The following is a 24,430-nucleotide window of genomic DNA, read 5'->3' as shown; positions in this document are numbered from 1 at the left end:
CCATAAAAAAAGGCCGCAAGCGCGGCCTTAATACTGTCTGCAAGGCAGTAAGATTATGCGTACACCGGGAAGCGTGCACAGATATCCAGCACTTTACCTTTAACACGCTCAATGACCGCTTCGTCATTGATGTTGTCCAGCACGTCGCACATCCAGCCCGCCAGCTCTTTCACTTCTGCTTCTTTGAAGCCGCGGCGCGTGACGGCCGGAGAGCCGATACGGATACCAGACGTCACAAACGGGCTCTTAGGATCGTTTGGTACGCTGTTTTTGTTGACGGTGATGTTGGCGCGGCCCAGGGCAGCGTCAGCTTCTTTACCGGTCAGGTTCTTATCAACCAGATCCAGCAGGAACAGGTGGTTTTCAGTACCGCCGGAAACCACTTTGTAGCCACGGTTCAGGAACACTTCCACCATCGCTTTAGCGTTTTTAGCAACCTGCTGCTGGTAAACTTTGAACTCTGGCTCCATCGCTTCTTTCAACGCCACGGCTTTTGCCGCGATGACGTGCATCAGCGGGCCGCCCTGTGCGCTTGGGAACACGGCTGAGTTCAGTTTCTTATACAGATCTTCGTCGCCGCCTTTCGCCAGGATCAGGCCACCGCGTGGGCCGGCCAGCGTTTTGTGGGTGGTGGTGGTGACAACGTGCGCATGTGGAACCGGGTTCGGATAGACGCCTGCAGCAATCAGACCGGCAACGTGCGCCATGTCGACGAACAGGTAAGCGCCGATGCTGTCTGCGATTTCGCGCATTTTAGCCCAGTCAACCACGCCGGAGTAAGCGGAGAAGCCACCGATAATCATCTTCGGCTTGTGCTCTTTGGCCTGCTTCGCCATGTCTTCGTAGTCAATTTTACCGGACTCATCAATACCGTAAGGAATGATGTTGTACAGTTTGCCAGAGAAGTTAACCGGGGAGCCGTGAGTCAGGTGGCCGCCCTGCGCCAGGTTCATACCCAGAACGGTATCGCCCGGCTGCAGCAGCGCGGTATAGACCGCAAAGTTAGCCTGAGAGCCGGAGTGTGGCTGGACGTTTGCGTAGTCAGCGCCAAACAGCTCTTTTGCGCGGTCAATCGCCAGCTGCTCAACGATATCAACGTACTCGCAACCGCCGTAATAGCGCTTGCCCGGATAACCTTCAGCATATTTGTTGGTCAGCTGAGAACCCTGCGCCTGCATGACGCGCGGGCTGGTGTAGTTCTCGGAGGCGATCAGTTCGATGTGCTCTTCCTGACGTACTTTTTCCTGCTCCATAGCCTGCCACAGTTCGGCATCATAATCGGCAATGTTCATTTCACGCTTTAACATCCGCATCTCCTGACTCAGCTAACAAGTAAATTTTTGGCCTGAAAAGGCAGTCCTGTTGGACGACGCGCAACAGTATAACCGAATAGTTCTTCGATAACAGGTCTTGACAAACGATTTTACGCAAACGTTTTCCTGCGCGCCACGCAAGGGTTTGAGCAATAAAGCGGTCGTCCGTTTCAGCGGATTTCTTTTCAGCTTTGTGATGCATATTTTTCACTATGCAAAGAACCATTTACATTACAGGGTTATTTTTATAAGATGCATCTAAAATACATCATTAAAGTAACATATGAAGGAAGTTGCTATGTTAGACGCTCAAACCATCGCTACCGTTAAGGCTACTATTCCCCTGTTGGTCGAAACCGGCCCTAAACTTACCGCCCACTTCTACGAGCGCATGTTCGCGCATAATCCGGAGCTCAAAGAGATTTTTAACATGAGCAACCAGCGCAACGGCGATCAGCGTGAAGCGTTGTTTAACGCCATCACCGCCTATGCCAGCAATATTGAAAACCTGCCGGCCCTGCTGCCTGCGGTAGAGAAAATCGCGCAGAAACATACCAGCTTCCAGATCAAACCGGAGCAGTACAACATTGTTGGCGCTCATCTGCTGGCAACGCTGGACGAGATGTTCAGCCCAGGCCAGGAGGTGCTTGACGCCTGGGGCAAAGCCTACGGCGTGCTGGCAGGCGTGTTTATCAACCGTGAAGCAGAGATCTACAGCGAAAACGCCAGTAAAAACGGCGGCTGGGAAGGCACTCGTGCGTTCCGCATCGTCGAAAAAACGCCGCGCAGCGCGCTGATTACCAGCTTTGAATTCGAGCCGGTCGACGGGCAGCCGGTGGCAGATTACCAGCCGGGCCAGTATCTCGGCGTGTGGCTGAAGCCAGACGGTTTCCCGCATCAGGAGATCCGCCAGTACTCCCTTACCCGTAAGCCGAACGGCAAAGGCTACCGTATTGCGGTGAAACGCGAAGAGGGTGGCCAGGTATCAAGCTGGCTGCATAACGAAGCGAAAGTGGGCGACGTGGTGCATCTGGCCGCACCGGCGGGCGATTTCTTTATGGCCGTTGAGTCAAATGTACCGGTTACGCTGATCTCTGCGGGTGTGGGTCAAACGCCAATGCTGGCGATGCTGGATACTCTTGCAAAATCTCACCACAGCGCGCAGGTGAACTGGTTCCACGCTGCAGAAAACGGTGATGTGCATGCTTTTGCGGATGAAGTGACAGCGCTGGCAGCAGGTCTGCCGCACTTTACGGCGCACACCTGGTATCGTCTGCCAACGGATGCGGACCGCGCGGCAGCACGTTTCGACAGCGAAGGTCTGATGAATTTGAGCCGGCATGAAGGGGCGTTTAGCGCGCCGGAAATGCAGTTCTACGTGTGTGGACCGGTAGCGTTTATGCAGTATGCCGCGAAGCAGCTGGTTGATCTGGGGGTCAATAAAGACAACATTCATTACGAATGTTTCGGGCCGCATAAGGTGCTGTAACGCAAAAAGCCCCTCATACGAGGGGCTTTTTTTTCGCCGGATGGCGGCTGCGCCTTACCCGGCCTACATAACCGTTAACAACGTTAAATCGCCGCGTCGTCTTCTTCACCGGTACGAATACGGATCACGCGTGCCACGTCGAAGACGAAGATTTTCCCGTCGCCGATTTTACCCGTCTGGGCCGTGCGGATAATGGTATCCACGCAGGTGTCCACGATGTCGTCGCTGACCACGATTTCAATTTTTACTTTCGGCAGAAAGTCCACCATGTACTCTGCGCCACGGTACAGCTCGGTGTGACCTTTTTGACGACCAAAACCTTTCACTTCCGTCACTGTCATCCCGGTGATGCCCACTTCTGCCAGCGCTTCACGTACATCATCCAGTTTGAAAGGTTTAATAATCGCATCAATTTTTTTCATGGTGGGTCCTTAAACTCTTGCCTGTAAGCTGCCTCGTAATCGATTGCTCACAGTATCATATTCGTTCGGATTTTGCGGTACTACTCTTTAAAATCGTTCGCTTCCAGCTCGTGGCGTGACAGCAGCTTGTAGAACTCGGTACGGTTGCGTCCGGCCATGCGCGCCGCGTGGGTCACGTTGCCCTTAGTGATTTGCAAAAGCTTGCGCAGATAATTGAGTTCGAACTGATTGCGCGCTTCCGCGAAGGTGGGCAGCGCCGTGTTTTCCCCTTCAAGCGCCTGCCCTACCAGCGCATCGCTAATGACCGGCGACGACGTCAACGCCACGCACTGCTCAATGACGTTTACCAGCTGACGGACGTTGCCCGGCCAGCTTGCGGTCATCAGACGTTTCATCGCATCGGTGGAAAAGGCCCGCACAAAAGGTTTATGACGATCGGCGGACTGGCGCAGCAGGTGGTTCGCCAGCAGCGGGATATCTTCCGCTCGCTCGGCCAGCGCCGGAATTTTCAGGTTCACGACGTTCAGGCGGTAATAGAGATCTTCGCGAAACTCGTTGCGCGCCATCACCTTCGGCAAATCACGGTGGGTTGCAGAGATGATGCGCACGTTGATGTCGATATCCCGGTTGCTGCCGAGCGGGCGAACTTTGCGTTCCTGCAGCACGCGCAGCAGTTTAACCTGCAGCGGCGCGGGCATATCGCCAATCTCATCAAGAAACAGCGTGCCGCCTTCCGCCGCCTGGAAGAGCCCTTCCCGGCTGCTGACCGCGCCGGTAAAGGCACCGCGCGCGTGACCAAAGAGTTCGGATTCCAGCAGTTGCTCCGGCAGCGCGCCGCAGTTAATGGCAATAAAGGCATTTTTGCTACGCGGGCTGGCGTTGTGGATCGCCTGCGCCAGGATCTCCTTCCCGGTTCCGCTCTGGCCGTTAATCAGAACGCTGACGTCAGATTGCGCCACCATCCGCGCCTGTTCGAGCAGGCGCAGCATAACAGGACTGCGCGTCACGATGGATTCACGCCAGGTCTCATCACCGGAAGGCGCGGCATGTTCAAGCGCGCTGTCGATGGCCTTATACAGCGCATCTTTATCTACCGGTTTGGTCAGGAAGCTGAACACCCCCTGCTGCGTTGCGGCCACAGCGTCCGGTATCGAGCCGTGCGCGGTAAGGATTATCACCGGCATTCCCGGCTGCTGCTTCTGGATCTCGGCGAACAGCTGCATGCCGTCCATCTCGTCCATCCGTAAATCGCTGATGACCAGATCGATCTTCTCGCGGGAGAGGACTTTTAGCCCTTCCTGGCCGCTTTCGGCAGTCACCACGGTGTAGCCTTCACTAACCAGACGCATCCCCAGCAGTTTTAACAGCCCGGGATCGTCATCCACCAGCAGGAGATGGGCAGGTTTACGGCTTGTCATGACTCACATCCTCTTGTTTGGGCGTGTCGCTCTCCTGATCCTCAGGCACCGCGGAAGGTTGATTACCTTTAGAGCCATCAGGCAGGTAGCTGCCCGTCGGCTTACGCGTTGAGAGTTGCCTTTCAATGTCGGTCAGATTTTCCAGCTTGCGGGTCGTGGTATCAAGCTGCGCGCGTAACGCGTCCTGCTGCTGGCGAAGGGTATCTAACTCGGCATCCGTCGCTTGTTGCAACCTGCTGTAGCGCGAGCGCTCCTCAGAGAGCTGCAACTGCAGGGCCTGCCCGTCACGCCACAGCTGGTACACCGGGCGCACCTGAGAGGGAATACTCATCGCCTGAGCATCGAGGCGCGTGGTATTCGCGCGGCGCTCGACCGGCGTGATTTTGGCATCTGCCAGCAGGATCGCGCGCTTAAAGTTGTCCTGCCAGGTCTCTGCGCCCCACAGGGCCGCCTGCGCACGCGCGTCTACAGGCGCCAGACGCTGCGCGCAGTCGATCCCCCGCAGCCAGAACAACGGGTTGGTTTCGACGTCGTGCCCCGATAACTGCCAGATGCCTTCACACGGGGTGGTCAGGAAATTCGCCAGCTGGTTGACGGGCCATTTATCGTCTTGTTTTTCACTGATGGCACTCTTAGGTGCATGGGTGACACAGCCTGCCAGTAAAAGACATGGCAGGGCCAGGCGTAATGGTTTGCTGGAAAACGCCGCGCGCATTGCGCGGAAAAAGACGTGTGACATACTCACCAGACTTAGATTCATTTCATTGATTTTTCCGGCTCAAGAGGCAGTTCAATACGGAAGCAAACGTCCGACCGCGCATCGCTAACGATCTTCAGTTCACCCTGCATACGTCTTATGCAGTCGCGGGCAATACTCAGCCCCAGACCGCTTCCTTTTACCGCACCTTTCCGCTGATGACTGCCCTGAAAGAAGGGTTCAAATATCATTGTTTTTTCGTCATCCGGGATCGGGGTGCCCGTATTCGCTACGTCAATAAACACCCGAGAACCGTTCGTATAGCTTCTGATATAAATGTTACCGGATTCAGTACCATAGTGCACCGCATTGGAATAAAGATTATCCAGCACGCTCATCAGCAGCATCGGTTCGGCCAGACAAGCCGGCTCGTCGAGCGCCACAGTGGTATGCATCATTTTAGCCCTTGCGGGCAGGCTATGGGCAGAGATCACCATATCCACCAGCGGCTCAATCTCAACCTTCTCCAGCACCACCACACCATCCGCCAGCTTGCGGTTATAGTCCAGCAGTTGCTCAATAAGCTTTTGCAAATTGCGGCTGCTGGCGTCCAGTATCTCGACAATCTCTTTCTGCTCAGAGGTCAACGGCCCTGCCACCTCATCCGCCAGCAGTTCTGTGCCTTCGCGCATGCTGGCAAGCGGGGTTTTAAGCTCATGGGAGATGTGGCGCAAAAACTGATGGCGCTGAGATTCGAGCCACGCCAGGCGCTCCGAAAGCCAGATGATACGCTGCCCCACGGAGCGCAGCTCGCGCGGCCCTTTAAAGGCCACCGTGTCACCCAGGGACTTCCCCTCCCCCAGCCGGTTAATCATCCGCTGGATGCCCTTTACCGGGCCGATGATCATGCGCGTGAACAACACCACCAGCGCGAGGCTAACGAGAAAGAGTATTAACGCCTGCCAGCCAAAGAACTGCCCGCGCTCGGCAATCTCCTGCTGCAACTGCTGTCCACGCGAGAAAATCACCGTCCGCGTGGTCTGCACCATTTCGGTATTGGCGTTGGCAAAGGCTTCAAGACGCGCCGCGGCGGCTTCATCCGGGCCACTGTTTTTACACTGGAGCTGGGCAAGGCTGTTCAAATCCTGGCGCAATGCCTGGTAGAGCTTATCATCCGGCAGTACGCCCGCATGGGCATCCAGCATTTCGCTGTAGCGCTTACGCTGGTTCTGATAGACCTTCTCCAGCGTGCTGTCGTCGAGAACGCAATACTGGCGATAGCTGCGCTCCATCTCCAGCGCGGCGTTGGTCATTGCCTCACTGCGCCTGGCGTCAATGAGCGTGGTGCGGTTGGTTAATGCCGCCTGCGCGCTCAGGGCATTCAGGCTTTGCCACGCCTGCCATGCCAGCACCAGCAGTGGCAGCAGGATCAGCAAGAACGCCATCATAACGAGCTGTCGCAGGGAACGGGGGAATGCGGGCCAGCGTTTCAACACATTACTCTCTTAATGTGGGTTTGATGAGAGCGTAACTGAGACTGACCGTCAGATACAACAAAGCCGGGTAAAAACCCGGCTTTGTCATGAAATGAGGCGGTGCCTAACTCGACGTTTCGCCCTGTCCTGATAAAGCATCGCTATGATCAGTAGTTGGACGGCAGGCACCTTTTTGTGCGTCATTCGAAGTTTATGTAGCACGTCCCGAAGGGGCTGACATAAGAGGGTGAATGAGCCACTGACTATTATTATGCAACAGCTGTGCCAACTTGCAAATAAATAATTTATCTTGATGATATTTAACGTTTTTATGCGTTAACTGAATTCATTATGACGTGAACGATTTTGCAGCTAAGTGTCGTTAATTAGCAACACCTTAACCGCAACCTGGTTACCACTATAAAAATCAATATGTTAAGTGTCGCCATCTGGCGACAACCAGTATAGGGGTTTGTCTCAATTTCCCGACACCAAAAAAAGCCTCCTGACGGAGGCTTTATTCTGCGCGGGAAACTTACCCCAACTGTTTACGTGCGTTGCGGAAGATGCGCATCCACGGGCTGTCCTCGCCCCAGTTTTCCGGGTGCCAGGAGTTGCTCACGGTACGGAACACGCGCTCAGGGTGCGGCATCATAATCGTCGCCCGACCGCTTTCGCTGGTCACAGCGGTGATCCCGTTTGCCGAACCGTTCGGGTTAGCCGGGTACGTTTCGGTTACCTTACCGAGGTTATCGACAAAGCGCAGCGCCACCAGGCCTTTGCTTTCAAGCTGCGCCAGGTGCGCGGCATCACGCACTTCGACCTGACCTTCGCCGTGAGAAACCGCAATGGGCATCTGTGACCCGACCATTCCCTGCAGCAGAAGTGACGGGCTTTGCGTTACTTCCACCAGGCTGAAACGCGCTTCGAAGCGGTCAGAGCGGTTACGCACAAAGCGCGGCCAGGCTTCGCTGCCCGGGATCAGTTCGCGCAGGTTAGACATCATCTGGCAGCCGTTACACACGCCCAGCGCCAGCGTCTGCGGACGGTGGAAGAAGGTCTCGAACTCATCGCGCACGCGGCTGTTGAACAGGATCGATTTCGCCCAGCCCTCACCCGCGCCCAGCACATCGCCGTAGGAGAAACCGCCGCACGCCACCAGCGCCTGGAAATCATCCAGACCGGTACGCCCTGCCAGCAGGTCGCTCATGTGAACGTCAATGGCATCAAAGCCCGCACGGTGGAAGGCGGCCGCCATCTCAACGTGGGAGTTAACGCCCTGCTCGCGCAGTACCGCCACTTTTGGACGCGCGCCGGTGGCAATGTACGGTGCCGCAATGTCGTCGTTGATGTCGAAGGAGAGCTTCACGTTGAGGCCAGGATCGTTGTCGTTAGCCTTGGCCTCGTGTTCCTGATCGGCACATTCCGGGTTGTCGCGCAGGCGCTGCATCTGCCAGGTGGTTTCAGCCCACCACATACGCAGCGTGGTACGGCTTTCGCTGAACACCACGTGGCCGTCTGCTTCAATCACGAAGCGGTCACCCTGAACGGCTTTACCCAGATAATGCACGCAGTCAGCCAGACCGTGCTGCGCCAGAACAGCGTCGACCGCGTCGCGATCCGCCGCACGCACCTGAATCACCGCGCCCAGCTCTTCATTGAACAGCGCCGCCAGACGGTCATCCCCCAGCGAGGCGATGTTCGCCTCAACGCCGCAGTGGCCGGTGAAGGCCATCTCGGCCAGGGTGACCAGCAGGCCGCCATCAGAGCGGTCGTGGTAGGCCAGCAGCTTACGCTGCGCCACCAGCGCCTGAATCGCGTCGTAGAAGCCTTTTAACTGAGCGACGTCGCGCACGTCTGCCGGCTTGTCGCCGAGTTGACGATATACCTGCGCCAGCGCGGTCGCACCGAGCGCGTTATGCCCTTTGCCGAGGTCAATCAGCAGCAGGGCGTTGTCTTCGGTAGAGAGCTGTGGCGTCACGGTATGACGCACGTCTTCCACGCGGGCAAAGGCGGTAATCACCAGCGACAGCGGGGAGGTCATCTCGCGCTGCTCGTTGCCTTCCTGCCAGCGGGTTTTCATCGACATAGAGTCTTTACCCACCGGAATGGTCAGGCCAAGCGCAGGACACAATTCCTCACCCACCGCTTTCACGGCTTCGTACAGGCCAGCATCTTCTCCCGGGTGTCCGGCTGCGGCCATCCAGTTCGCGGAGAGTTTGATCCGTTTGATATCACCGATCTGCGTCGCGGCGATGTTGGTCAGCGCTTCACCGACCGCCAGACGGGCAGAGGCGGCGAAGTCCAGCAGCGCCACCGGCGTACGTTCACCCAGCGCCATCGCTTCGCCGTAGTAGCTGTCGAGGCTCGCGGTGGTTACGGCACAGTTCGCCACCGGGATCTGCCACGGGCCAACCATCTGGTCACGCGCCACCATGCCGGTGACGGTACGGTCGCCAATGGTCACCAGGAACGTCTTCTCCGCGACGGCAGGCAGGTGCAGCACGCGGTTGACCGCGTCAGCCACGGTGATTGCCTGACGATCCAGCGCCTTACCCGCGGCTTTACGGGTCTGGACATCGCGGGTCATTTTTGGCGTTTTGCCGAGCAGCACGTCCAGCGGCAGATCGATAGGCTGATTATCGAAGTGGGTGTCGTTCAGGCTCAGGTGCTGTTCTTCCGTCGCTTCACCGATGACGGCATACGGGGCGCGCTCGCGGCGGCACAGCTCGTCAAACAGCGGCAACTGGTCGGCGGCAACAGCCAGCACGTAGCGCTCCTGGGATTCGTTACACCAGATTTCCAGCGGGCTCATGCCTGGCTCATCGTTCAGAATGTCGCGCAGGTTAAAGCGCCCGCCGCGTCCGCCGTCGCTCACCAGCTCCGGCATGGCGTTAGACAGACCGCCTGCGCCCACGTCGTGAATAAAGAGGATCGGGTTAGCGTCGCCCAACTGCCAGCAGCGGTCGATCACTTCCTGACAGCGGCGCTCCATTTCAGGGTTATCACGCTGCACGGAGGCGAAATCGAGATCGGCGTCAGACTGGCCGGAGGCCATTGAGGAAGCAGCCCCGCCGCCCAGACCGATGTTCATTGACGGGCCGCCGAGGACGATCAGCTTCGCGCCCACCACGATCTCACCTTTCTGAACGTGATCGGCGCGAATGTTACCGATCCCGCCTGCCAGCATGATCGGCTTGTGGTAGCCGCGCAGCTCTTCGCCGTTGTGGCTGTCCACCTTCTCTTCATAGGTACGGAAATAGCCGTTCAGCGCGGGACGACCAAACTCGTTGTTAAACGCCGCGCCGCCCAGCGGACCTTCGGTCATGATATCCAGCGCGGTCACGATGCGCTCCGGCTTGCCGAAGTCTTCTTCCCACGGCTGTTCAAAGCCCGGAATACGCAGGTTAGAGACCGAGAAGCCCACCAGACCCGCCTTCGGTTTTGCACCGCGGCCCGTTGCGCCTTCGTCACGGATTTCACCGCCGGACCCCGTTGCCGCGCCCGGCCACGGAGAGATCGCCGTCGGGTGGTTGTGCGTTTCTACCTTCATCAGGATATGCGCAGGTTCCTGATGGAAATCGTAGCGCCCTGCTTCGCGATCGGCGAAGAAGCGGCCCACCTCAGAGCCTTCCATCACCGCGGCATTGTCTTTATAGGCAGACAGTACGTGGTCAGGGGTGTGCTCCATGGTGTTTTTAATCATTTTGAACAGCGACTTCGGCTGCTGTTCGCCGTCAATAATCCAGTCGGCGTTGAAAATCTTGTGGCGGCAGTGCTCAGAGTTGGCCTGCGCGAACATATACAGCTCGATGTCGTTCGGGTTGCGGTTCAACTTCACAAAGGCATCGTGCAGGTAGTCGATTTCGTCTTCCGCCAGCGCCAGGCCGAGACGCAGGTTGGCGTCAATCAGCGCCTGACGGCCCTGCCCCAGCAGATCCACGCTCTGCACTGGCGCAGGCTGGTGATGGGAGAACAGCTTCTGCGCGTCGTCCAGAGAGGTAAATACGCTCTCCATCATGCGATCGTGCAGTTCAGCGGCTACGGTCTGCCACTGTTCCGCAGTCAGGGTAGAGGCTTCAACATAGTACGCCACACCGCGTTCCAGACGGTTAATCTGGTTCAGACCGCAGTTGTGAGCGATGTCGGTGGCTTTAGAAGACCAGGGGGAGATGGTGCCCGGACGCGGGGTAGCAAGGATCAGTGTGCCGGTTGGCGTGTGGCTACTCAGGCTTGGACCATACTTGAGCAGGCGTTCCAGCTGCTCGCGCTCTTCTGTGTTCAGGGGGGCGTTCAGATCAGCAAAATGGACATACTCAGCGTAAATATTGCTTACCGGAAGGTTGGCTGCCTGAAAGCGTGCCAGCAGTTTGTTGATACGGAAGGCAGACAGTGCAGGCGAACCACGCAGAATTTCCATCATAAGTCTCTCGTCTTCGAAGCGCCGGGGCGCTTTCAGTGTGCGCAAGGGGGAAAACGGGCGTCATTATAGAGAATCCTGAGCGCCGACGAAACCGTTTGCGTCGAAATAAAATCAGCGTTTACGTTTAACAATAGATGTGGCCTCTTTCTCTAATGGGTTGCCAACTGGCGCGGGTTTACGCAAAATGCCGCTCATCCAATGGCAATCCTTATTCTTACTATGGCTACAGCATACTGAGGCAACCGGCGTCGCAGAGAATTAACTAATTGAAAAAATTAAAGATTAATTATCTGCTCATCGGCATTGTGACGTTGCTGCTGGCAGTGGCCCTCTGGCCTTCAATCCCCTGGTTCGGTAAAGCCGAAAACCGCATCGCCGCCATTCAGGAGCGGGGGGAACTGCGCGTCAGTACACTTTCTTCGCCGCTTATCTACAGCGACATCAACGGCAAAACCATCGGCCTGGACTATGAGCTGGCGCAGCAGTTCGCCAACTACCTCGGCGTGAAGCTGAAGGTGACCGTGCGCCAGAACATCAACCAGCTGTTTGACGATCTCGACCATAACGAGGCGGACATACTTGCCGCCGGACTGGTGTACAACAGCGAGCGCAGCAAGAGTTATCAGCCAGGCCCGACCTACTACTCCGTTTCCCAACAGCTGGTCTACCGCGTCGGCAGCCTGCGCCCGCGCTCGCTTGCCGGGATTGGCGAGCAGCAGCTGACCATCGCCCCTGGCCATGTGGTGATTGACGATTTACGCGCGTTAAAAGAGACGAAATACCCGGATCTCAGCTGGACGGTTGACCCTAAGCTTGGCACCAACGCGCTGCTGGAGCAGGTGAAGGATAAAAAAATTCCGTACACCATTGCCGACTCGGTGGCGATCAGCCTGTTTCAGCGCGTTCACCCCGAAATCGCCGTCGCGCTGGACGTCACGGACGAACAGCCGGTGACCTGGTTTACCCAGCTTGATAACGATCAGACCCTCTCAGCGGCCATGCTGGATTTCTACAACACCATCAATGAAGACGGTACGCTGGCCCGCCTGGAAGAGAAATATCTCGGCCACGGTGATGACTTCGATTACGTCGATACCCGCAGTTTCTTACGCGCCGTCGATAGCGTCCTGCCTGACCTGCAGCCGCTGTTTGAGAAATATGCCCAGGAAATTGACTGGAAATTACTGGCGGCTATTTCGTATCAGGAATCACACTGGGATACGCAGGCGACCTCCCCTACCGGCGTGCGTGGCCTGATGATGCTGACCAAAAACACGGCACAGAGCCTTGGCCTGACTGACCGCACCGATGCCGAGCAGAGTATCAGCGGTGGTGCACGCTACCTGCAGGATATGATGGGGAAAGTGCCTGAATCAGTTCCGGAAGAGGAACGTATCTGGTTTGCGCTGGCGGCCTATAACATGGGGTACGCGCACATGCTGGATGCCCGTGCGCTGACGGCGAAAACGAAGGGTAATCCGGACAGCTGGTCTGACGTTAAGCAGCGCTTGCCGCTCTTAAGCCAGAAGCCGTGGTACAACAAGCTGACCTACGGTTACGCGCGTGGGCATGAAGCCTACGCCTATGTGGAGAATATTCGTAAATATCAGATAAGCCTGGTGGGTTATCTGCTGGAAAAAGAAAAAGAGGCTGCCGAAGCGCAGCAGCTGGCGCAAAGCTACCCGATCGTCGCGCCGGACGAGCTTAATCGTCCGACCGCGTCAATTCTGCCTTTTGCTGCTTTTTCTGCTGCCGACGCATTCGAAAGAAGTCACTCAATAGACCCGAACATTCTGGTGCAAGTACCCCACCGATAATCTTCACCTGGTGGTTCATCCCCGGGTGACCAAGAACATCCATCAGCGAGCCTGCCGCCCCGGTTTTTTCATCCCGGGCACCAAAAACCAGCGTGCCGATGCGGCTGTGGACCATCGCCCCTGAGCACATGACACAGGGCTCGAGCGTAACGTACAGCGTGGTATCAAGCAGGCGATAGTTTTGCATCACCAGTCCGCCCTGACGTAACGCCATAATCTCGGCGTGCGCGGTCGGATCGTGGCGGCCAATTGGCCGATTCCACCCTTCCCCAATGACCTGATTATTATGGACCAGCACGGCCCCCACGGGGACTTCGCCCTCTTCCCAGGCACGTTGGGCCAGCGTAAGCGCGTGGCGCATCCAGTATTCATGATCGCGTTCAGGGTTGGACAACGGTTAATACTCCTGTCTAAAAGCGGGCGGCATTATACACACCCGCTCTCAAGAAGACTATTCGAGTTGCTGGAGTTCACCTGACGGCGTGACGCGCCAGCGGTGCTGGCAAAAGTAGAGAAGCGGGTTGTCCTGTTTGCTGTCGCTGTAGCCGCTGTAAAGACGCAGCGGCGTACCGATGCGCTTTTCAAGCTGGACGACTTTTTCGTGCCCGAGGCAGCGCAGGGTGAGCACCCAGCCACCATATCCTCTTGAGATCTGCGTGGCGATGAGATTGACGCGCGGTAGCCACGGGGTATCAACGTAAACCTGCTCAACCAGCGGCTGCGGCGAGCCGGTAATCAACCAGATATCGGCGTCATTGGCATCGAGATACTGAGTGAGCCTTTCCTGAACTACGGGAAACGCGGTCACATGACCGCGAAACCAGTGCACAAAATCCTGTTCGAGCTGTTTAAGCCGCGCATCGCTGTGGCCGAACGTGCAGCCCCACAGCAGCAGGCTCATTGGCCATCGCGCGGCACGGCCTTTCACCAGCAGCGCAATGCCAATGACGGGTAAGAGCGGTAAGACGAGCAACGCATTCACAGGCTGACGCCGCAGCAGGTAGCGCATAAACGTGCCGAACATATCCTGCTGGTGCAGCGTTCCGTCCAGGTCGAAAAAGACAACGCGACGCTCGTGATTTGCCAAACCTTACTCCTCTGGGTCGTTGAATCCTAATAGCCAGGTAAACAGGAAACCTGCAATTACCGTTACCAAATAGCCTAACAGATAGAGCATGACTTTTCCGGTGACGATCGTTAATGCCAGCGGTAAACCCGACAGCCCAAAGGTAATCACGGTCGCCACTTTCCAGTAGCTAATCAGCGCCCCACCTACCGCACCGCCCAGACAGGCGGCAAGAAAGGGCTTACCCAATGGCAGCGTCACGCCGAAAATTAATGGCTCACCGATGCCGAGTAATCCGACCGGCATCGCGCCTTTGATCACTTTTTTCAGCCGCGCATTGCGGGTTTTCATCAGTACCGCGAGGGCCGCGCCCACCTGACCCACCCCGGCCATAGAGAGAATCGGCAGCAACGCGTTATACCCGTGCGCCTGTACCAGTTCGACGTGGATCGGTACCAGCCCCTGATGCAGACCGGTCAGTACCAGCGGCAGGAACGTCCCCGACAACACCGCGCCGACCAGCAAGCCGCCGCGATCGATAGCCAGAGAGGCACCGTGCGCAATCGCCTCGGAGATCCATCCCCCCAGCGGCTGCAGCGCAACGATGGCGATTCCGCCTGCGATAAGCGTCGTCAGCAGCGGATTGAGGATAAGCTCAAGCGAGCCCGGCAGCAGGGCGCGCAGTCTTTTCTCAATCCAGCACATCAGGATGACCACCAGCAGCACGGCAATGACGCCGCCCCGGCCTGGCTGAAGTGCCTCACCAAACAGCGTGATCTGCGCCAGCTGCGGGCTGGACAAAATGCCCGCCATCACGCCGCCCATGGCCATCGAGCCGCCAAACACCTTCGCAGTGTTGACCCCGACCAGAATGCTCATGATGGCAAACACGGCGCTGCCGAAGATCCCCAGAATGCCCAGCAGGTTCGGATAGTGGGTGGCGAAATCACCCACGATGTCCGGACGCTTGAGGATATTAATGATCCCCGTGATTAAGCCGGAGGCAATAAACGCCGGGATCAGGGGAATAAAGACGTTTGCCAGCTGGCGCAGCGCATCGCTCATCGGGGCTTTGTATTTGGCTTTCGCCTGCGCTTTGGTACGCTCGGCATCGTTAACTGTCGCTGTCGCCTCACCGCCCATTTGCGCACGCATGGCATCAACCACCTGTGCCGCTTTTCCCGGCCCGACGATCAGCTGATGCTGTTGCCCCTGCTTGACGTAGCCGCTGACGCCAGGAAGCTGCTTAAGACGCATAATGTCGAGCTGCTCATCGTCATGCACCTCGACGCGCACGCGCGTCATGCAGTTTTCCAGACGCTGTATATTTTTTTCCCCACCGATTCCCTTCAGGATGTCGCCGGCGAGCGCTGCTGTTTTTTCCATACACGCCTCTTATACGTTTTCTAATGCCGCCCGCAGGAAGCCTTGATGCCTTTCAAGGCTGGCTCGTGCGGCGGCTGCATCCAGCCCGCTTAATATCATCAGGATGGCCGGTTTCACATCGTAGTCCGTCTGCTTGAGTACCTTTTCCGCCTCCTCGCGGCTTATCCCTGTGGCTTCCACCACCATGCGACACGCTCTGTCCACCAGCTTCACGTTGGTGGCCTTCATATCCACCATCAGGTTCTGGTAAACCTTGCCAAATTTCACCATCGCGCCGGTAGAGATCATATTCAGTACCAGTTTTTGTGCGGTTCCGGACTTCAGCCGCGTGGAGCCGGTAAGCGCTTCAGGCCCGACGACCGGCGAGATAGCAATATCTGCCACCTGCGCAATCGGGGAGCCGGGGTTGCAGGAGATAGCCACCGTGGTGCACCCGGTCTGCCTGGCGTACTCGAGGCCGCCAATGACGTACGGCGTGCGCCCCGAGGCTGCCAAGCCCACCACCAGATCCTGCGCGGTCAGGTTCAGCGCCTTCAGGTCATCCTCACCCAGCTGTTTGCTGTCTTCCGCCCCTTCTACCGCCTTAAGCAACGCGCCAGGACCACCGGCGATCAACCCCACCACCAGGCCATGCGGTACGCCAAAGGTCGGCGGGCATTCAGACGCGTCCAGCACACCGAGACGTCCGCTGGTGCCTGCGCCCATGTAAATAATGCGTCCACCGGCTTTCAGCGCGGCCGCTGCCGCATCGACCGCCTTCGCGACCTCTGGTAATGTCTCTTTCACCGCCAGCGCGACCAGCGTATCCTGCTGATTAAAACGGTTAACCAGTTCCAGCGTGGAGAGCGCATCCAGATCCATGGTTTGCGGGTTGCGCGTTTCAGAAACAAGTGAGCCAAGATTCATCTTTTGTACCTCAAGAATTTTTAATTCATAATAATCACACTATAATGGAATATAAAATTCATTCAGGCGAGCAAAATCCGTATTTGCGCAGGCAATCACATTTTCGCCAGGAGATCGTATGAACTGTTTAATTCGCATTCGCCAGCGTTACGCGGGCTTTGCCCAGAGCGATAAGAAGCTCGCGGACTTTCTACTGTCCCAGCCCGATCGGGCGCGCCATCTTAGCTCGCAGCAGCTGGCGAGCGAGGCGGGGGTAAGCCAGTCCAGCGTGGTGAAATTTGCCCAGAAGATTGGTTTTAAAGGCTTCCCGGCGCTGAAACTGGCGCTCAGCGAAGCGCTGGTCAGTAACCCGAACCCGCAGTCGATGCCGGTGCATAACCAGATCCGCGGCGACGATCCGATGCGCCTGGTGGGCGAAAAGCTGATTAAAGAGAAGGTCGCGGCCATGCATGCGACGCTCGACGTCAACACCGAAGAGAAGCTGCTGGATAGCGTCGCGATGCTGCGTAACGCGCGGCGCATTATTTTGACCGGGATTGGCGCGTCCGGGCTTGTGGCGCGTAACTTTGGCTGGAAGCTGACAAAAATCGGTCTTAACGCCATTGTTGAGCAGGATATGCATGCCCTGCTGGCGACGGTCCAGGCAATGGATCCTGAAGACGTGCTGCTGGCGATCTCCTATTCCGGCGAACGCCGGGAGATCAATATGGCGACGGATGAAACGCTGCGCGTGGGTGGCAAAATTTTGGCTATCACCGGTTTCACCCCTAACGCGCTGCAACAGCGTGCGACACGCTGTCTGTATACCATCGCCGAAGAACAGGCCACGCGCAGCGCAGCCATCTCCTCCACCAGCGCCCAGATGATGCTGACGGATCTGCTGTTTATGGCTCTCGTTCAGCAGGATCTTGAGCATGCGCCGGAGCGGATCCGCCACAGCGAGGCGCTGGTAAAAAAACTGGTTTGAACAGAGAATGAGCGTATAATGCCCGCCCTGTTTGTGTTGTTTCTGAGAATTTCCCGATGGCGCTGTTAATCACCAAAAAATGCATCAATTGCGATATGTGCGAACCCGAATGCCCGAACGAGGCCATTTCGATGGGTGAGAGCATTTATGAGATTAACAGCGACCGCTGCACCGAATGCATCGGCCACTACGAGACGCCGACCTGTCAGAAGGTGTGCCCTATCCCCAATACCATTCTTAAAGATCCGGCACACGCTGAGAGCGAAGAGCAGCTGTGGGACAAGTTTGTCATGATGCACCACGCGGACAAACTTTAACTTTCGATGATGACCGTCGCGCAGGCGTAGTGGCGTTCATCGGCCAGCGTGACGTGCATATGCGCTACGCCGAGTTTTTCCGCCAGCTTTTGCGCCTCGCCCCATAAGCGCAGGCGCGGTTTCCCCAGTTCATCATTGAAAACTTCGAACTGATTAAACGCCAGCCCGTTACGAATGCCGGTTCCGAAGGCTTTCGCCGCCGCCTCTTTCACCGCAAAGCGCTTCGCCAGAAAACGCACCGGCTGCTGGTGCGCTTCCCAGATGGCCCATTCGTTGTCGCTCAGCACGCGTCTTGCCAGGCGATCGCCGCTCCGGGCGATCACCGCTTCTATGCGGGCGATTTCTACGATATCGGTGCCTAAGCCCAGAATGGCCATTACTGGCGTGCTTCCAGCATCAGGCGCTTCATTTCCGCCACGGCGTCTTTCAGGCCGCTCATCACCGCACGGCCAATAATGGCGTGTCCGATATTCAGCTCGTGCATTTCCGGCAGCGCGGCGATGGCTTTTACGTTGTGGTAGGTCAGCCCGTGACCGGCATTGACCTTCAGGCCGAGGCTTGCCGCATAGGTGGCGGCTTTCGCGATGCGCTCCAGCTCTTTCGCCTGCTCGGCATCGTTTTTGGCATCGGCATAACAGCCGGTATGAATTTCGATATACGGGGCGCCTGCATCCGCCGCCGCTTTGATCTGCGCATCATCGGCATCGATAAACAGGGAAACCAGAATACCGGCATCTGCCAGACGTTTGCAGGCATCGCGCATTTTCTCAGGCTGGCCCGCCACGTCGAGACCGCCTTCGGTGGTCACTTCCTGACGCTTTTCGGGCACCAGGCAGCAGAAATGCGGCTTCGTTTCGCAGGCAATCGCCAGCATCTCCTCGGTGACGGCCATCTCCAGATTCATGCGGGTATCCAGCGTTTGACGCAGAATGCGCACGTCACGGTCGGTGATGTGGCGGCGATCTTCACGCAGGTGAACGGTAATACCGTCGGCGCCAGCCTGTTCAGCGATAAACGCCGCCTGAACCGGATCGGGATACGCCGTCCCGCGTGCATTACGCAGCGTGGCAATGTGATCGATGTTGACGCCTAACAGTAATTCAGCCATGACAATCCTCGGTATTTTGGTTCATTTCCTTTCCCCCTCACCCTTCGGGAGAGGGCTGGGGTAAGGGGTAAAACGTTAACGTTTCGGCAAAAACTGCCTGAATAATTCGCGGCTCTTTAAGGGCTTGCCACCAAGATACGGCTTGAGTGCAATTCGGGTAAAGCGTTTTGCCGCACGCAGGGTATCCGCATCCGGGAACTCCCGCTCATACAGCGCCCGCAGGTGCCGCCCGGTAAAGGTGCTGTTATCGACCACGATGCTGGCAATAAAGCCTTTTTCCTCGCGATAGCGATAGGTCATGTTGTCTTCCACCTCGTCGCCACTGCCCGCACAATGCAGAAAATCGACGCCGTAACCCAAATGCCCCAGCAGCGCCAGCTCAAAACGGCGCAGCGCAGGTTCCGGCGTGCCGGTTGCGCCAGCTAAGGCCTGGATACAGTGCAGGTAATCAAAGAAAAGTTCAGAGAAGCGAGTCTCATGTTCAAGAACGCGCGAGATAAGCTCGTTGACATACAGACCGCTGTACAGCGTGATACCAGAAAGGGGAAGCGCCAGAGAGACGGCTTCGGCACTGCGCAGGGTTTTGACTTCACCGCGCCCGCCAAAGCGGACCAGCAGCGGCGTGAAAGGCTGTAAGGCACCTTTCAGGTTAGAACGTTTGGAACGTGCGCCTTTAGCCACAAGGCGCACGCGACCCGACTCTTCCGTGAAGACGTCCAGCATCAGGCTGGTTTCGCTCCAGGGACGACTATGCAATACAAAGGCACGCTGCCAACCTTCCATCATACTCGTCGTCTTTCAAGTTGCAGGTGCGTTGGCTGCGCCCGTTCACCCCAGTCACTTACTGAAGTAAGCTCCCGGGGATCCGCGGTCTTACCGCCTTCCTGCACCTCGAAAGCCATAGAGTCTGAAAACTACTGGTCTTCGCCGTAACCGAGGCTGCGCAGCGCGCGCTCATCATCGGCCCAGCCAGATTTCACTTTCACCCACAGCTCCAGGTGAACCGGCGCTTCAAACATCTCCATCATGTCCTTACGGGCCTCAATGCCGATGGTTTTGATCTTGGCCCCTTTGTTGCCAATAACCATCTTCTTCTGCCCTTCACGCTCAACGAGGATCAGGCCGTTGATGTCATAGCCGCCACGCTCGTTGGTCTGGAAACGTTCGATCTCCACGGTCACCGAGTAAGGCAGTTCCGCGCCGAGGAAACGCATCAGCTTTTCGCGGATGATTTCAGAGGCCATAAAGCGCTGTGAGCGATCGGTAATGTAATCTTCCGGGAAGTGATGGATCGCTTCCGGCAAATGTTTGCGCACGATGCCCGCGATGGTATCCACGTTCAGACCGGTCTCTGCAGACAGCGGTACGATATCGAGGAAGTTCATCTGGCTGCCCAGCCATTGCAGGTGCGGCAGCAGGTCGGCTTTTTCCTGCACGTTGTCAACTTTATTGACGGCAAGGATCACCGGCGTTTTACCATCACGCAGCTTGTTAAGCACCATTTCGTCGTCCGGCGTCCAGCGGGTACCTTCGACCACGAAAATCACCAACTCAACATCGCCAATCGAGCTGCTTGCCGCCTTGTTCATCAGGCGGTTGATGGCGCGTTTCTCTTCCATATGCAGGCCCGGGGTATCGACGTAAATCGCCTGATACGCGCCTTCAGTATGGATACCCACAATGCGGTGACGGGTCGTCTGCGCCTTGCGAGAGGTGATTGAAATCTTCTGTCCAAGCAGATTATTCAACAGGGTGGATTTGCCGACGTTCGGACGTCCGACGATGGCAATAAATCCGCAATAGGTTTTTTCTTCGCTCATTCCAGCTCCAGCATTTTTAACGCCTGTTCGGCGGCAGCCTGTTCCGCCTTACGACGGCTAGAACCTGTGCCAACCACCGGTTCACTCAGGCCACTGACCTGGCAATGGATGGTAAATTCTTGATCGTGCGCTTCGCCACGCACCTGCACAACCAGATAGGACGGCAGCGGAAGGTGGCGACCCTGCAGATATTCCTGCAGACGCGTTTTCGGATCTTTTTGTTTATCGCCCGGACTGATTTCATCCAGACGGGTTTGATACCAGTTAAGGATCATTTTTTCTACGGTCTGGATATCGCTGTCCAGGAATACGCCACCAATCAATGCTTCGACGGTATCGGCGAGAATAGACTCACGACGGAAGCCGCCGCTTTTCAGTTCACCCGGCCCCAGACGCAGACATTCACCCAGCTCAAATTCGCGTGCGATTTCCGCCAGAGTGTTACCCCGCACCAGCGTGGCGCGCATGCGGCTCATATCACCTTCGTCCACACGAGGGAAACGATGGTAAAGCGCATTAGCAATCACAAAACTTAAAATAGAGTCGCCTAAAAACTCAAGACGCTCATTATGTTTGCTGCTGGCACTGCGGTGGGTTAATGCCTGTTGCAACAACTCCTGATGAATAAAAGTGTAGCCCAGCTTCCGTTGAAGCCGATTAATTACGATGGGGTTCATGCGATACCAATAAATGAATGCGTCAAAAATGCAGCACACGAAACCGACCTGAGAAGACCAACGCGGTTTCGTGTGCCGTGGCACCCTTGCAGGGCCAACCTTAAACTTCGGGGGAATATTCTATACACAACGACAGGGGATGTCGTTAGTTCATAGAGATTTATCGCGGAAATAATTCACGTAGCCGCGAATTAACGCGGCTACGTGTTCATTTAATGAGAATTAATGGATTCCGCCAATACGATTCAGGCGAACGCCGGTTGGCCATTCCCCTTCCTGTTTCTCAAAACTCATCCAGATGGCGGTAGCTTTACCGACCAGATTCGCTTCCGGCACAAAGCCCCAGTAACGGCTGTCCGCAGAGTTATCGCGGTTATCACCCATCATGAAGTAGTGCCCCGGTGGAACGATCCAGGTTGCCAGCTGCTGGCCTGGCTGACGGTAATACATCCCCACCTGATCCTGCGCGATTGGCACGGTCAGAATGCGGTGCGTTACGTCACCCAGCGTCTCTTTACGCTCGACCAGACGAATGCCATTTTCTTTGGTTTCGCCCTTCGGTACCTGGAAGAAACCGCTGGTCGCTTCGCCGCCGTTACGACGGGCAAACGTCTGCACAAAATCGCTTGGCTCCACGTTGGAGTAAGTGATTGGCAGCGCATTCTCACATGCGGTACCGGAGCTGCAGCCTGGCTGTACGGTCACTTCTTTCGCAACCGGATCGTAGGTCACTTTATCACCCGGCAGGCCGACAGCGCGCTTGATGTAGTCCAGGCGCGGATCTTCCGGATATTTAAAGACCACGATGTCGCCACGTTTCGGGTGGCCGGTCTCAATAAGTGTTTTCTGGTAGATAGGATCTTTAATTCCGTAGGCAAACTTCTCGACCAGAATGAAATCACCAATCAGCAGCGTAGGCATCATTGAGCCTGACGGGATCTGGAACGGCTCGTAAATGAACGAGCGAACCACCAGCACAATCGCCAGCACCGGGAAGACCGAGGCCCCTGTTTCCAGCCAGCCCGGTTTTGGGCCGACTTTCTTCAGGGTCTTCGCGTCCAGCTGATCGCCAGTGGCTGCCTGCGCGGCAGCCTGACGTTCACGGCGTTTTGGGGCGAAAATAAACTTATCCAGACACCACAACAGACCTGTCACCAGGGTCGCGATGACCAGAATCAGGGCAAACATGTTCGCCATGCCAACTCCTTAGGGTTATTTGCCGTCTTTACCAACGTGAAGGATGGCAAGGAATGCTTCCTGCGGCAGCTCAACGTTACCGACCTGCTTCATACGCTTCTTACCGTCTTTCTGTTTCTGCAACAGCTTTTTCTTACGGCTGACGTCGCCGCCGTAGCATTTCGCCAGAACGTTTTTACGCAGCTGCTTCACGGTAGAACGGGCGATAATGTGGTTACCGATGGCCGCCTGAATCGCGATGTCGAACTGCTGACGCGGGATAAGATCTTTCATCTTCTCGACCAGCTCACGTCCACGATACGGCGCATTGTCGTTATGGGTGATCAGCGCCAGAGCGTCGACACGCTCGCCGTTGATCAGCACGTCAACACGAACCATGTTGGAGGCCTGGAAGCGTTTGAAGTTGTAATCCAGCGACGCATAGCCACGGGAGGTAGACTTCAGACGGTCGAAGAAGTCGAGCACCACTTCCGCCATTGGAATTTCATAGGTCAGCGCCACCTGGTTACCGTGGTAAACCATGTTGGTCTGCACGCCACGCTTCTCGATACACAGGGTGATCACGTTGCCCAGGAACTCCTGTGGCAGCAGCATGTGACACTCTGCGATAGGCTCGCGCAGTTCATGAATGTTGTTCAGCGGCGGAAGCTTGGATGGGCTGTCGACATAGATAACTTCTTTCGACGTCGTTTCAACTTCGTACACTACCGTCGGGGCGGTGGTGATCAGATCCAGATCGTATTCACGCTCCAGACGCTCCTGGATGATCTCCATGTGCAGCAGGCCAAGGAAGCCACAGCGGAAGCCGAAGCCCAGCGCGGTTGAGCTTTCTGGCTCGTAGAACAGGGACGCATCGTTGAGGCTCAGTTTGCCGAGCGCATCGCGGAAGTTTTCATAGTCGTCAGAGCTGACCGGGAACAGACCCGCGTAAACCTGCGGCTTCACCTTTTTGAAACCAGGCAACGCTTTGTCCGCCGGGTTACGTGCTCCCGTCAGGGTATCGCCCACTGGCGCACCGAGGATGTCTTTGATGGCGCAAACCAGCCAGCCAACCTCGCCGCATTTCAGCTCGGTACGGTCAACCTGTTTTGGCGTGAAGATCCCCAGACGGTCGGCGTTATAGACCTGGCCGGTACTGATAACCTTGATTTTATCGCCTTTACGCATGGTGCCGTTTTTGATACGCACCAGTGAGACGACGCCGAGATAGTTATCAAACCAGGAGTCGATGATCAACGCCTGCAGAGGGGCATCCGGATCGCCTTCAGGGGCCGGAATATCGCGTACCAGACGTTCCAGCACATCAGGAACGCCCACGCCGGTTTTCGCCGAGCAGCGCACGGCATCGGTGGCATCGATACCGACGATATCTTCAATCTCTTCTGCCACGCGCTCAGGATCGGCTGCCGGCAGGTCGATTTTGTTCAGGACCGGCACAACCTCCAGATCCATCTCCATCGCGGTGTAGCAGTTTGCCAGCGTCTGGGCTTCTACGCCCTGCCCGGCATCGACCACCAGCAGCGCACCTTCACAGGCCGCCAGCGAGCGGGAAACTTCATAAGAGAAGTCAACGTGGCCCGGGGTGTCGATAAAGTTAAGTTGATAGGTTTCACCATCAGACGCTTTATAGTCGAGCGTCACGCTTTGCGCTTTAATGGTGATACCGCGTTCGCGTTCCAGGTCCATGGAGTCCAGTACCTGGGCTGCCATTTCACGATCAGACAGGCCACCGCAAATCTGGATAATACGGTCAGACAGCGTCGACTTACCGTGGTCAATGTGAGCAATGATCGAAAAGTTACGTATGTTCTTCATATAGTTAAATAATTATGCCTTACGAATTCCTGGAGGCCGCTGTTCTTAGCCTGACGTTTTTCAGTGCGAAAACGCAGCATTCTACACTACATCCCCGTCACCTGGAAATGCACTTAG

The 24,430-nt window shown here is 56.5% G+C and carries 21 protein-coding genes; 4 read left to right on the top strand and 17 right to left on the bottom strand.

What is annotated here, in order from left to right:
• Positions 1 to 53 precede the first annotated feature (53 nt).
• Positions 54 to 1,307, bottom strand: a complete 1,254-nt coding sequence (gene glyA, locus I6L58_RS18950; RefSeq protein ID WP_045783563.1) for a serine hydroxymethyltransferase — start codon at positions 1,305 to 1,307, stop codon at positions 54 to 56.
• A 304-nt stretch (positions 1,308 to 1,611) separates the two neighbouring features.
• Here glyA and hmpA point away from each other — a divergent pair, with 304 nt between their 5' ends.
• Positions 1,612 to 2,802 carry an NO-inducible flavohemoprotein gene (gene hmpA / locus I6L58_RS18945; protein WP_088207939.1) on the top strand — a complete coding sequence of 397 codons (1,191 nt, stop codon included), beginning with the start codon at positions 1,612 to 1,614 and terminating at the stop codon, positions 2,800 to 2,802.
• 83 nt (positions 2,803 to 2,885) lie between these two features.
• Here hmpA and glnB read toward each other — a convergent pair whose 3' ends face one another.
• The 5 genes from glnB to purL all read right to left on the bottom strand — a co-directional run bounded on the left by glnB (position 2,886) and on the right by purL (position 11,237).
• Positions 2,886 to 3,224: a nitrogen regulatory protein P-II gene (gene glnB, locus I6L58_RS18940; protein WP_003860685.1), complete on the bottom strand. Its 339-nt coding sequence runs from the start codon at positions 3,222 to 3,224 to the stop codon at positions 2,886 to 2,888.
• A gap of 80 nt (positions 3,225 to 3,304) precedes the next feature.
• Positions 3,305 to 4,642, bottom strand: a complete 1,338-nt coding sequence (gene glrR, locus I6L58_RS18935) for a two-component system response regulator GlrR (RefSeq protein ID WP_006176705.1) — start codon at positions 4,640 to 4,642, stop codon at positions 3,305 to 3,307.
• Complete coding sequence (qseG, locus tag I6L58_RS18930) at positions 4,629 to 5,402, bottom strand: two-component system QseEF-associated lipoprotein QseG (protein WP_006176706.1); 774 nt, start codon at positions 5,400 to 5,402, stop codon at positions 4,629 to 4,631. The genes glrR and qseG overlap by 14 nt, the downstream gene beginning before the upstream one ends.
• The gene (gene qseE, locus I6L58_RS18925; protein WP_176399422.1) at positions 5,399 to 6,832 is read right to left on the bottom strand and encodes a two component system sensor histidine kinase QseE/GlrK; all 1,434 of its coding nucleotides are present in this window, start codon (positions 6,830 to 6,832) and stop codon (positions 5,399 to 5,401) included. Before qseE ends, qseG begins: the two co-directional genes overlap by 4 nt.
• 517 nt (positions 6,833 to 7,349) lie before the next feature.
• Complete coding sequence (purL, locus tag I6L58_RS18920; protein ID WP_088207937.1) at positions 7,350 to 11,237, bottom strand: phosphoribosylformylglycinamidine synthase; 3,888 nt, start codon at positions 11,235 to 11,237, stop codon at positions 7,350 to 7,352.
• Between the two features lie 266 nt (positions 11,238 to 11,503).
• Between purL and mltF the strand changes: the two genes are divergently transcribed.
• The gene (gene mltF / locus I6L58_RS18915) at positions 11,504 to 13,054 is read left to right on the top strand and encodes a membrane-bound lytic murein transglycosylase MltF (RefSeq protein WP_058610321.1); all 1,551 of its coding nucleotides are present in this window, start codon (positions 11,504 to 11,506) and stop codon (positions 13,052 to 13,054) included.
• Here mltF and tadA read toward each other — a convergent pair.
• From tadA to murQ, 4 genes are read right to left on the bottom strand one after another with little or no spacing between them, the layout of a single operon-like run.
• Complete coding sequence (gene tadA, locus I6L58_RS18910; RefSeq protein WP_006176711.1) at positions 12,942 to 13,448, bottom strand: tRNA adenosine(34) deaminase TadA; 507 nt, start codon at positions 13,446 to 13,448, stop codon at positions 12,942 to 12,944. The genes mltF and tadA overlap by 113 nt on opposite strands.
• 57 nt (positions 13,449 to 13,505) lie before the next feature.
• On the bottom strand, positions 13,506 to 14,141 hold the full coding sequence (yfhb, locus tag I6L58_RS18905) for a phosphatidylglycerophosphatase C (RefSeq protein WP_006176712.1): 636 nt from the start codon (positions 14,139 to 14,141) through the stop codon (positions 13,506 to 13,508).
• A 3-nt stretch (positions 14,142 to 14,144) separates the two neighbouring features.
• The gene (locus tag I6L58_RS18900) at positions 14,145 to 15,506 is read right to left on the bottom strand and encodes a PTS transporter subunit EIIC (protein ID WP_058610323.1); all 1,362 of its coding nucleotides are present in this window, start codon (positions 15,504 to 15,506) and stop codon (positions 14,145 to 14,147) included.
• Between the two features lie 9 nt (positions 15,507 to 15,515).
• Entirely contained in the window at positions 15,516 to 16,412 is an 897-nt protein-coding gene (gene murQ, locus I6L58_RS18895) for an N-acetylmuramic acid 6-phosphate etherase (protein ID WP_088207936.1), read from the bottom strand.
• Positions 16,413 to 16,530: 118 nt separating this feature from the next.
• Here murQ and I6L58_RS18890 point away from each other — a divergent pair, with 118 nt between their 5' ends.
• Both I6L58_RS18890 and I6L58_RS18885 read left to right on the top strand, forming a co-directional pair.
• A complete protein-coding gene (locus tag I6L58_RS18890; RefSeq protein WP_006176716.1) occupies positions 16,531 to 17,379 on the top strand; it encodes a MurR/RpiR family transcriptional regulator in 849 nt (282 codons plus the stop codon).
• Positions 17,380 to 17,435: 56 nt separating this feature from the next.
• Positions 17,436 to 17,696: a YfhL family 4Fe-4S dicluster ferredoxin gene (locus I6L58_RS18885; RefSeq protein WP_088207935.1), complete on the top strand. Its 261-nt coding sequence runs from the start codon at positions 17,436 to 17,438 to the stop codon at positions 17,694 to 17,696.
• Here I6L58_RS18885 and acpS read toward each other — a convergent pair.
• The 7 genes from acpS to lepA form a co-directional block, all read right to left on the bottom strand.
• Positions 17,693 to 18,073 (bottom strand): holo-ACP synthase, encoded by a 381-nt coding sequence (acpS, locus tag I6L58_RS18880; RefSeq protein ID WP_088207934.1) that lies wholly within the window; start codon positions 18,071 to 18,073, stop codon positions 17,693 to 17,695. The two genes, I6L58_RS18885 and acpS, sit on opposite strands and share 4 nt — an antisense overlap.
• Positions 18,073 to 18,804: a pyridoxine 5'-phosphate synthase gene (gene pdxJ, locus I6L58_RS18875; protein ID WP_006176719.1), complete on the bottom strand. Its 732-nt coding sequence runs from the start codon at positions 18,802 to 18,804 to the stop codon at positions 18,073 to 18,075. Before pdxJ ends, acpS begins: the two co-directional genes overlap by 1 nt.
• A gap of 75 nt (positions 18,805 to 18,879) precedes the next feature.
• Positions 18,880 to 19,587, bottom strand: coding sequence for a DNA repair protein RecO (gene recO, locus I6L58_RS18870; RefSeq protein ID WP_088208394.1), 708 nt, complete (start codon positions 19,585 to 19,587; stop codon positions 18,880 to 18,882).
• Between the two features lie 131 nt (positions 19,588 to 19,718).
• Positions 19,719 to 20,624, bottom strand: a complete 906-nt coding sequence (gene era, locus I6L58_RS18865) for a GTPase Era (RefSeq protein WP_006176722.1) — start codon at positions 20,622 to 20,624, stop codon at positions 19,719 to 19,721.
• On the bottom strand, positions 20,621 to 21,301 hold the full coding sequence (gene rnc / locus I6L58_RS18860) for a ribonuclease III (RefSeq protein WP_042320629.1): 681 nt from the start codon (positions 21,299 to 21,301) through the stop codon (positions 20,621 to 20,623). Before rnc ends, era begins: the two co-directional genes overlap by 4 nt.
• A 222-nt stretch (positions 21,302 to 21,523) precedes the next feature.
• Positions 21,524 to 22,498, bottom strand: a complete 975-nt coding sequence (gene lepB, locus I6L58_RS18855; RefSeq protein WP_006176723.1) for a signal peptidase I — start codon at positions 22,496 to 22,498, stop codon at positions 21,524 to 21,526.
• Between the two features lie 15 nt (positions 22,499 to 22,513).
• The gene (gene lepA / locus I6L58_RS18850) at positions 22,514 to 24,313 is read right to left on the bottom strand and encodes a translation elongation factor 4 (protein ID WP_006176724.1); all 1,800 of its coding nucleotides are present in this window, start codon (positions 24,311 to 24,313) and stop codon (positions 22,514 to 22,516) included.
• Positions 24,314 to 24,430: the final 117 nt, after the last annotated feature.

Source organism: Enterobacter cancerogenus (genome assembly GCF_019047785.1).
Classification (GTDB): Bacteria; Pseudomonadota; Gammaproteobacteria; order Enterobacterales; family Enterobacteriaceae; genus Enterobacter; species Enterobacter cancerogenus.
This window is presented reverse-complemented; position numbering and strand designations above follow the sequence as displayed.

Bases quoted from the DNA above. Each gene is read 5' to 3' on its own strand.
- glyA (WP_045783563.1), bottom strand. From the start codon at position 1,307: ATGTTAAAGCGTGAAATGAACATTGCCGATTATGATGCCGAACTGTGG.
- I6L58_RS18890 (WP_006176716.1), top strand. From the start codon at position 16,531: ATGAACTGTTTAATTCGCATTCGCCAGCGTTACGCGGGCTTTGCCCAG.
- rnc (WP_042320629.1), bottom strand. From the start codon at position 21,301: ATGAACCCCATCGTAATTAATCGGCTTCAACGGAAGCTGGGCTACACT.
- glrR (WP_006176705.1), bottom strand. From the start codon at position 4,642: ATGACAAGCCGTAAACCTGCCCATCTCCTGCTGGTGGATGACGATCCC.
- qseG (WP_006176706.1), bottom strand. From the start codon at position 5,402: ATGAATCTAAGTCTGGTGAGTATGTCACACGTCTTTTTCCGCGCAATG.
- I6L58_RS18885 (WP_088207935.1), top strand. From the start codon at position 17,436: ATGGCGCTGTTAATCACCAAAAAATGCATCAATTGCGATATGTGCGAA.
- murQ (WP_088207936.1), bottom strand. From the start codon at position 16,412: ATGAATCTTGGCTCACTTGTTTCTGAAACGCGCAACCCGCAAACCATG.
- I6L58_RS18900 (WP_058610323.1), bottom strand. From the start codon at position 15,506: ATGGAAAAAACAGCAGCGCTCGCCGGCGACATCCTGAAGGGAATCGGT.
- acpS (WP_088207934.1), bottom strand. From the start codon at position 18,073: ATGGCCATTCTGGGCTTAGGCACCGATATCGTAGAAATCGCCCGCATA.
- recO (WP_088208394.1), bottom strand. From the start codon at position 19,587: ATGGAAGGTTGGCAGCGTGCCTTTGTATTGCATAGTCGTCCCTGGAGC.
- lepB (WP_006176723.1), bottom strand. From the start codon at position 22,498: ATGGCGAACATGTTTGCCCTGATTCTGGTCATCGCGACCCTGGTGACA.
- purL (WP_088207937.1), bottom strand. From the start codon at position 11,237: ATGATGGAAATTCTGCGTGGTTCGCCTGCACTGTCTGCCTTCCGTATC.
- hmpA (WP_088207939.1), top strand. From the start codon at position 1,612: ATGTTAGACGCTCAAACCATCGCTACCGTTAAGGCTACTATTCCCCTG.
- lepA (WP_006176724.1), bottom strand. From the start codon at position 24,313: ATGAAGAACATACGTAACTTTTCGATCATTGCTCACATTGACCACGGT.
- glnB (WP_003860685.1), bottom strand. From the start codon at position 3,224: ATGAAAAAAATTGATGCGATTATTAAACCTTTCAAACTGGATGATGTA.
- pdxJ (WP_006176719.1), bottom strand. From the start codon at position 18,804: ATGGCTGAATTACTGTTAGGCGTCAACATCGATCACATTGCCACGCTG.
- era (WP_006176722.1), bottom strand. From the start codon at position 20,624: ATGAGCGAAGAAAAAACCTATTGCGGATTTATTGCCATCGTCGGACGT.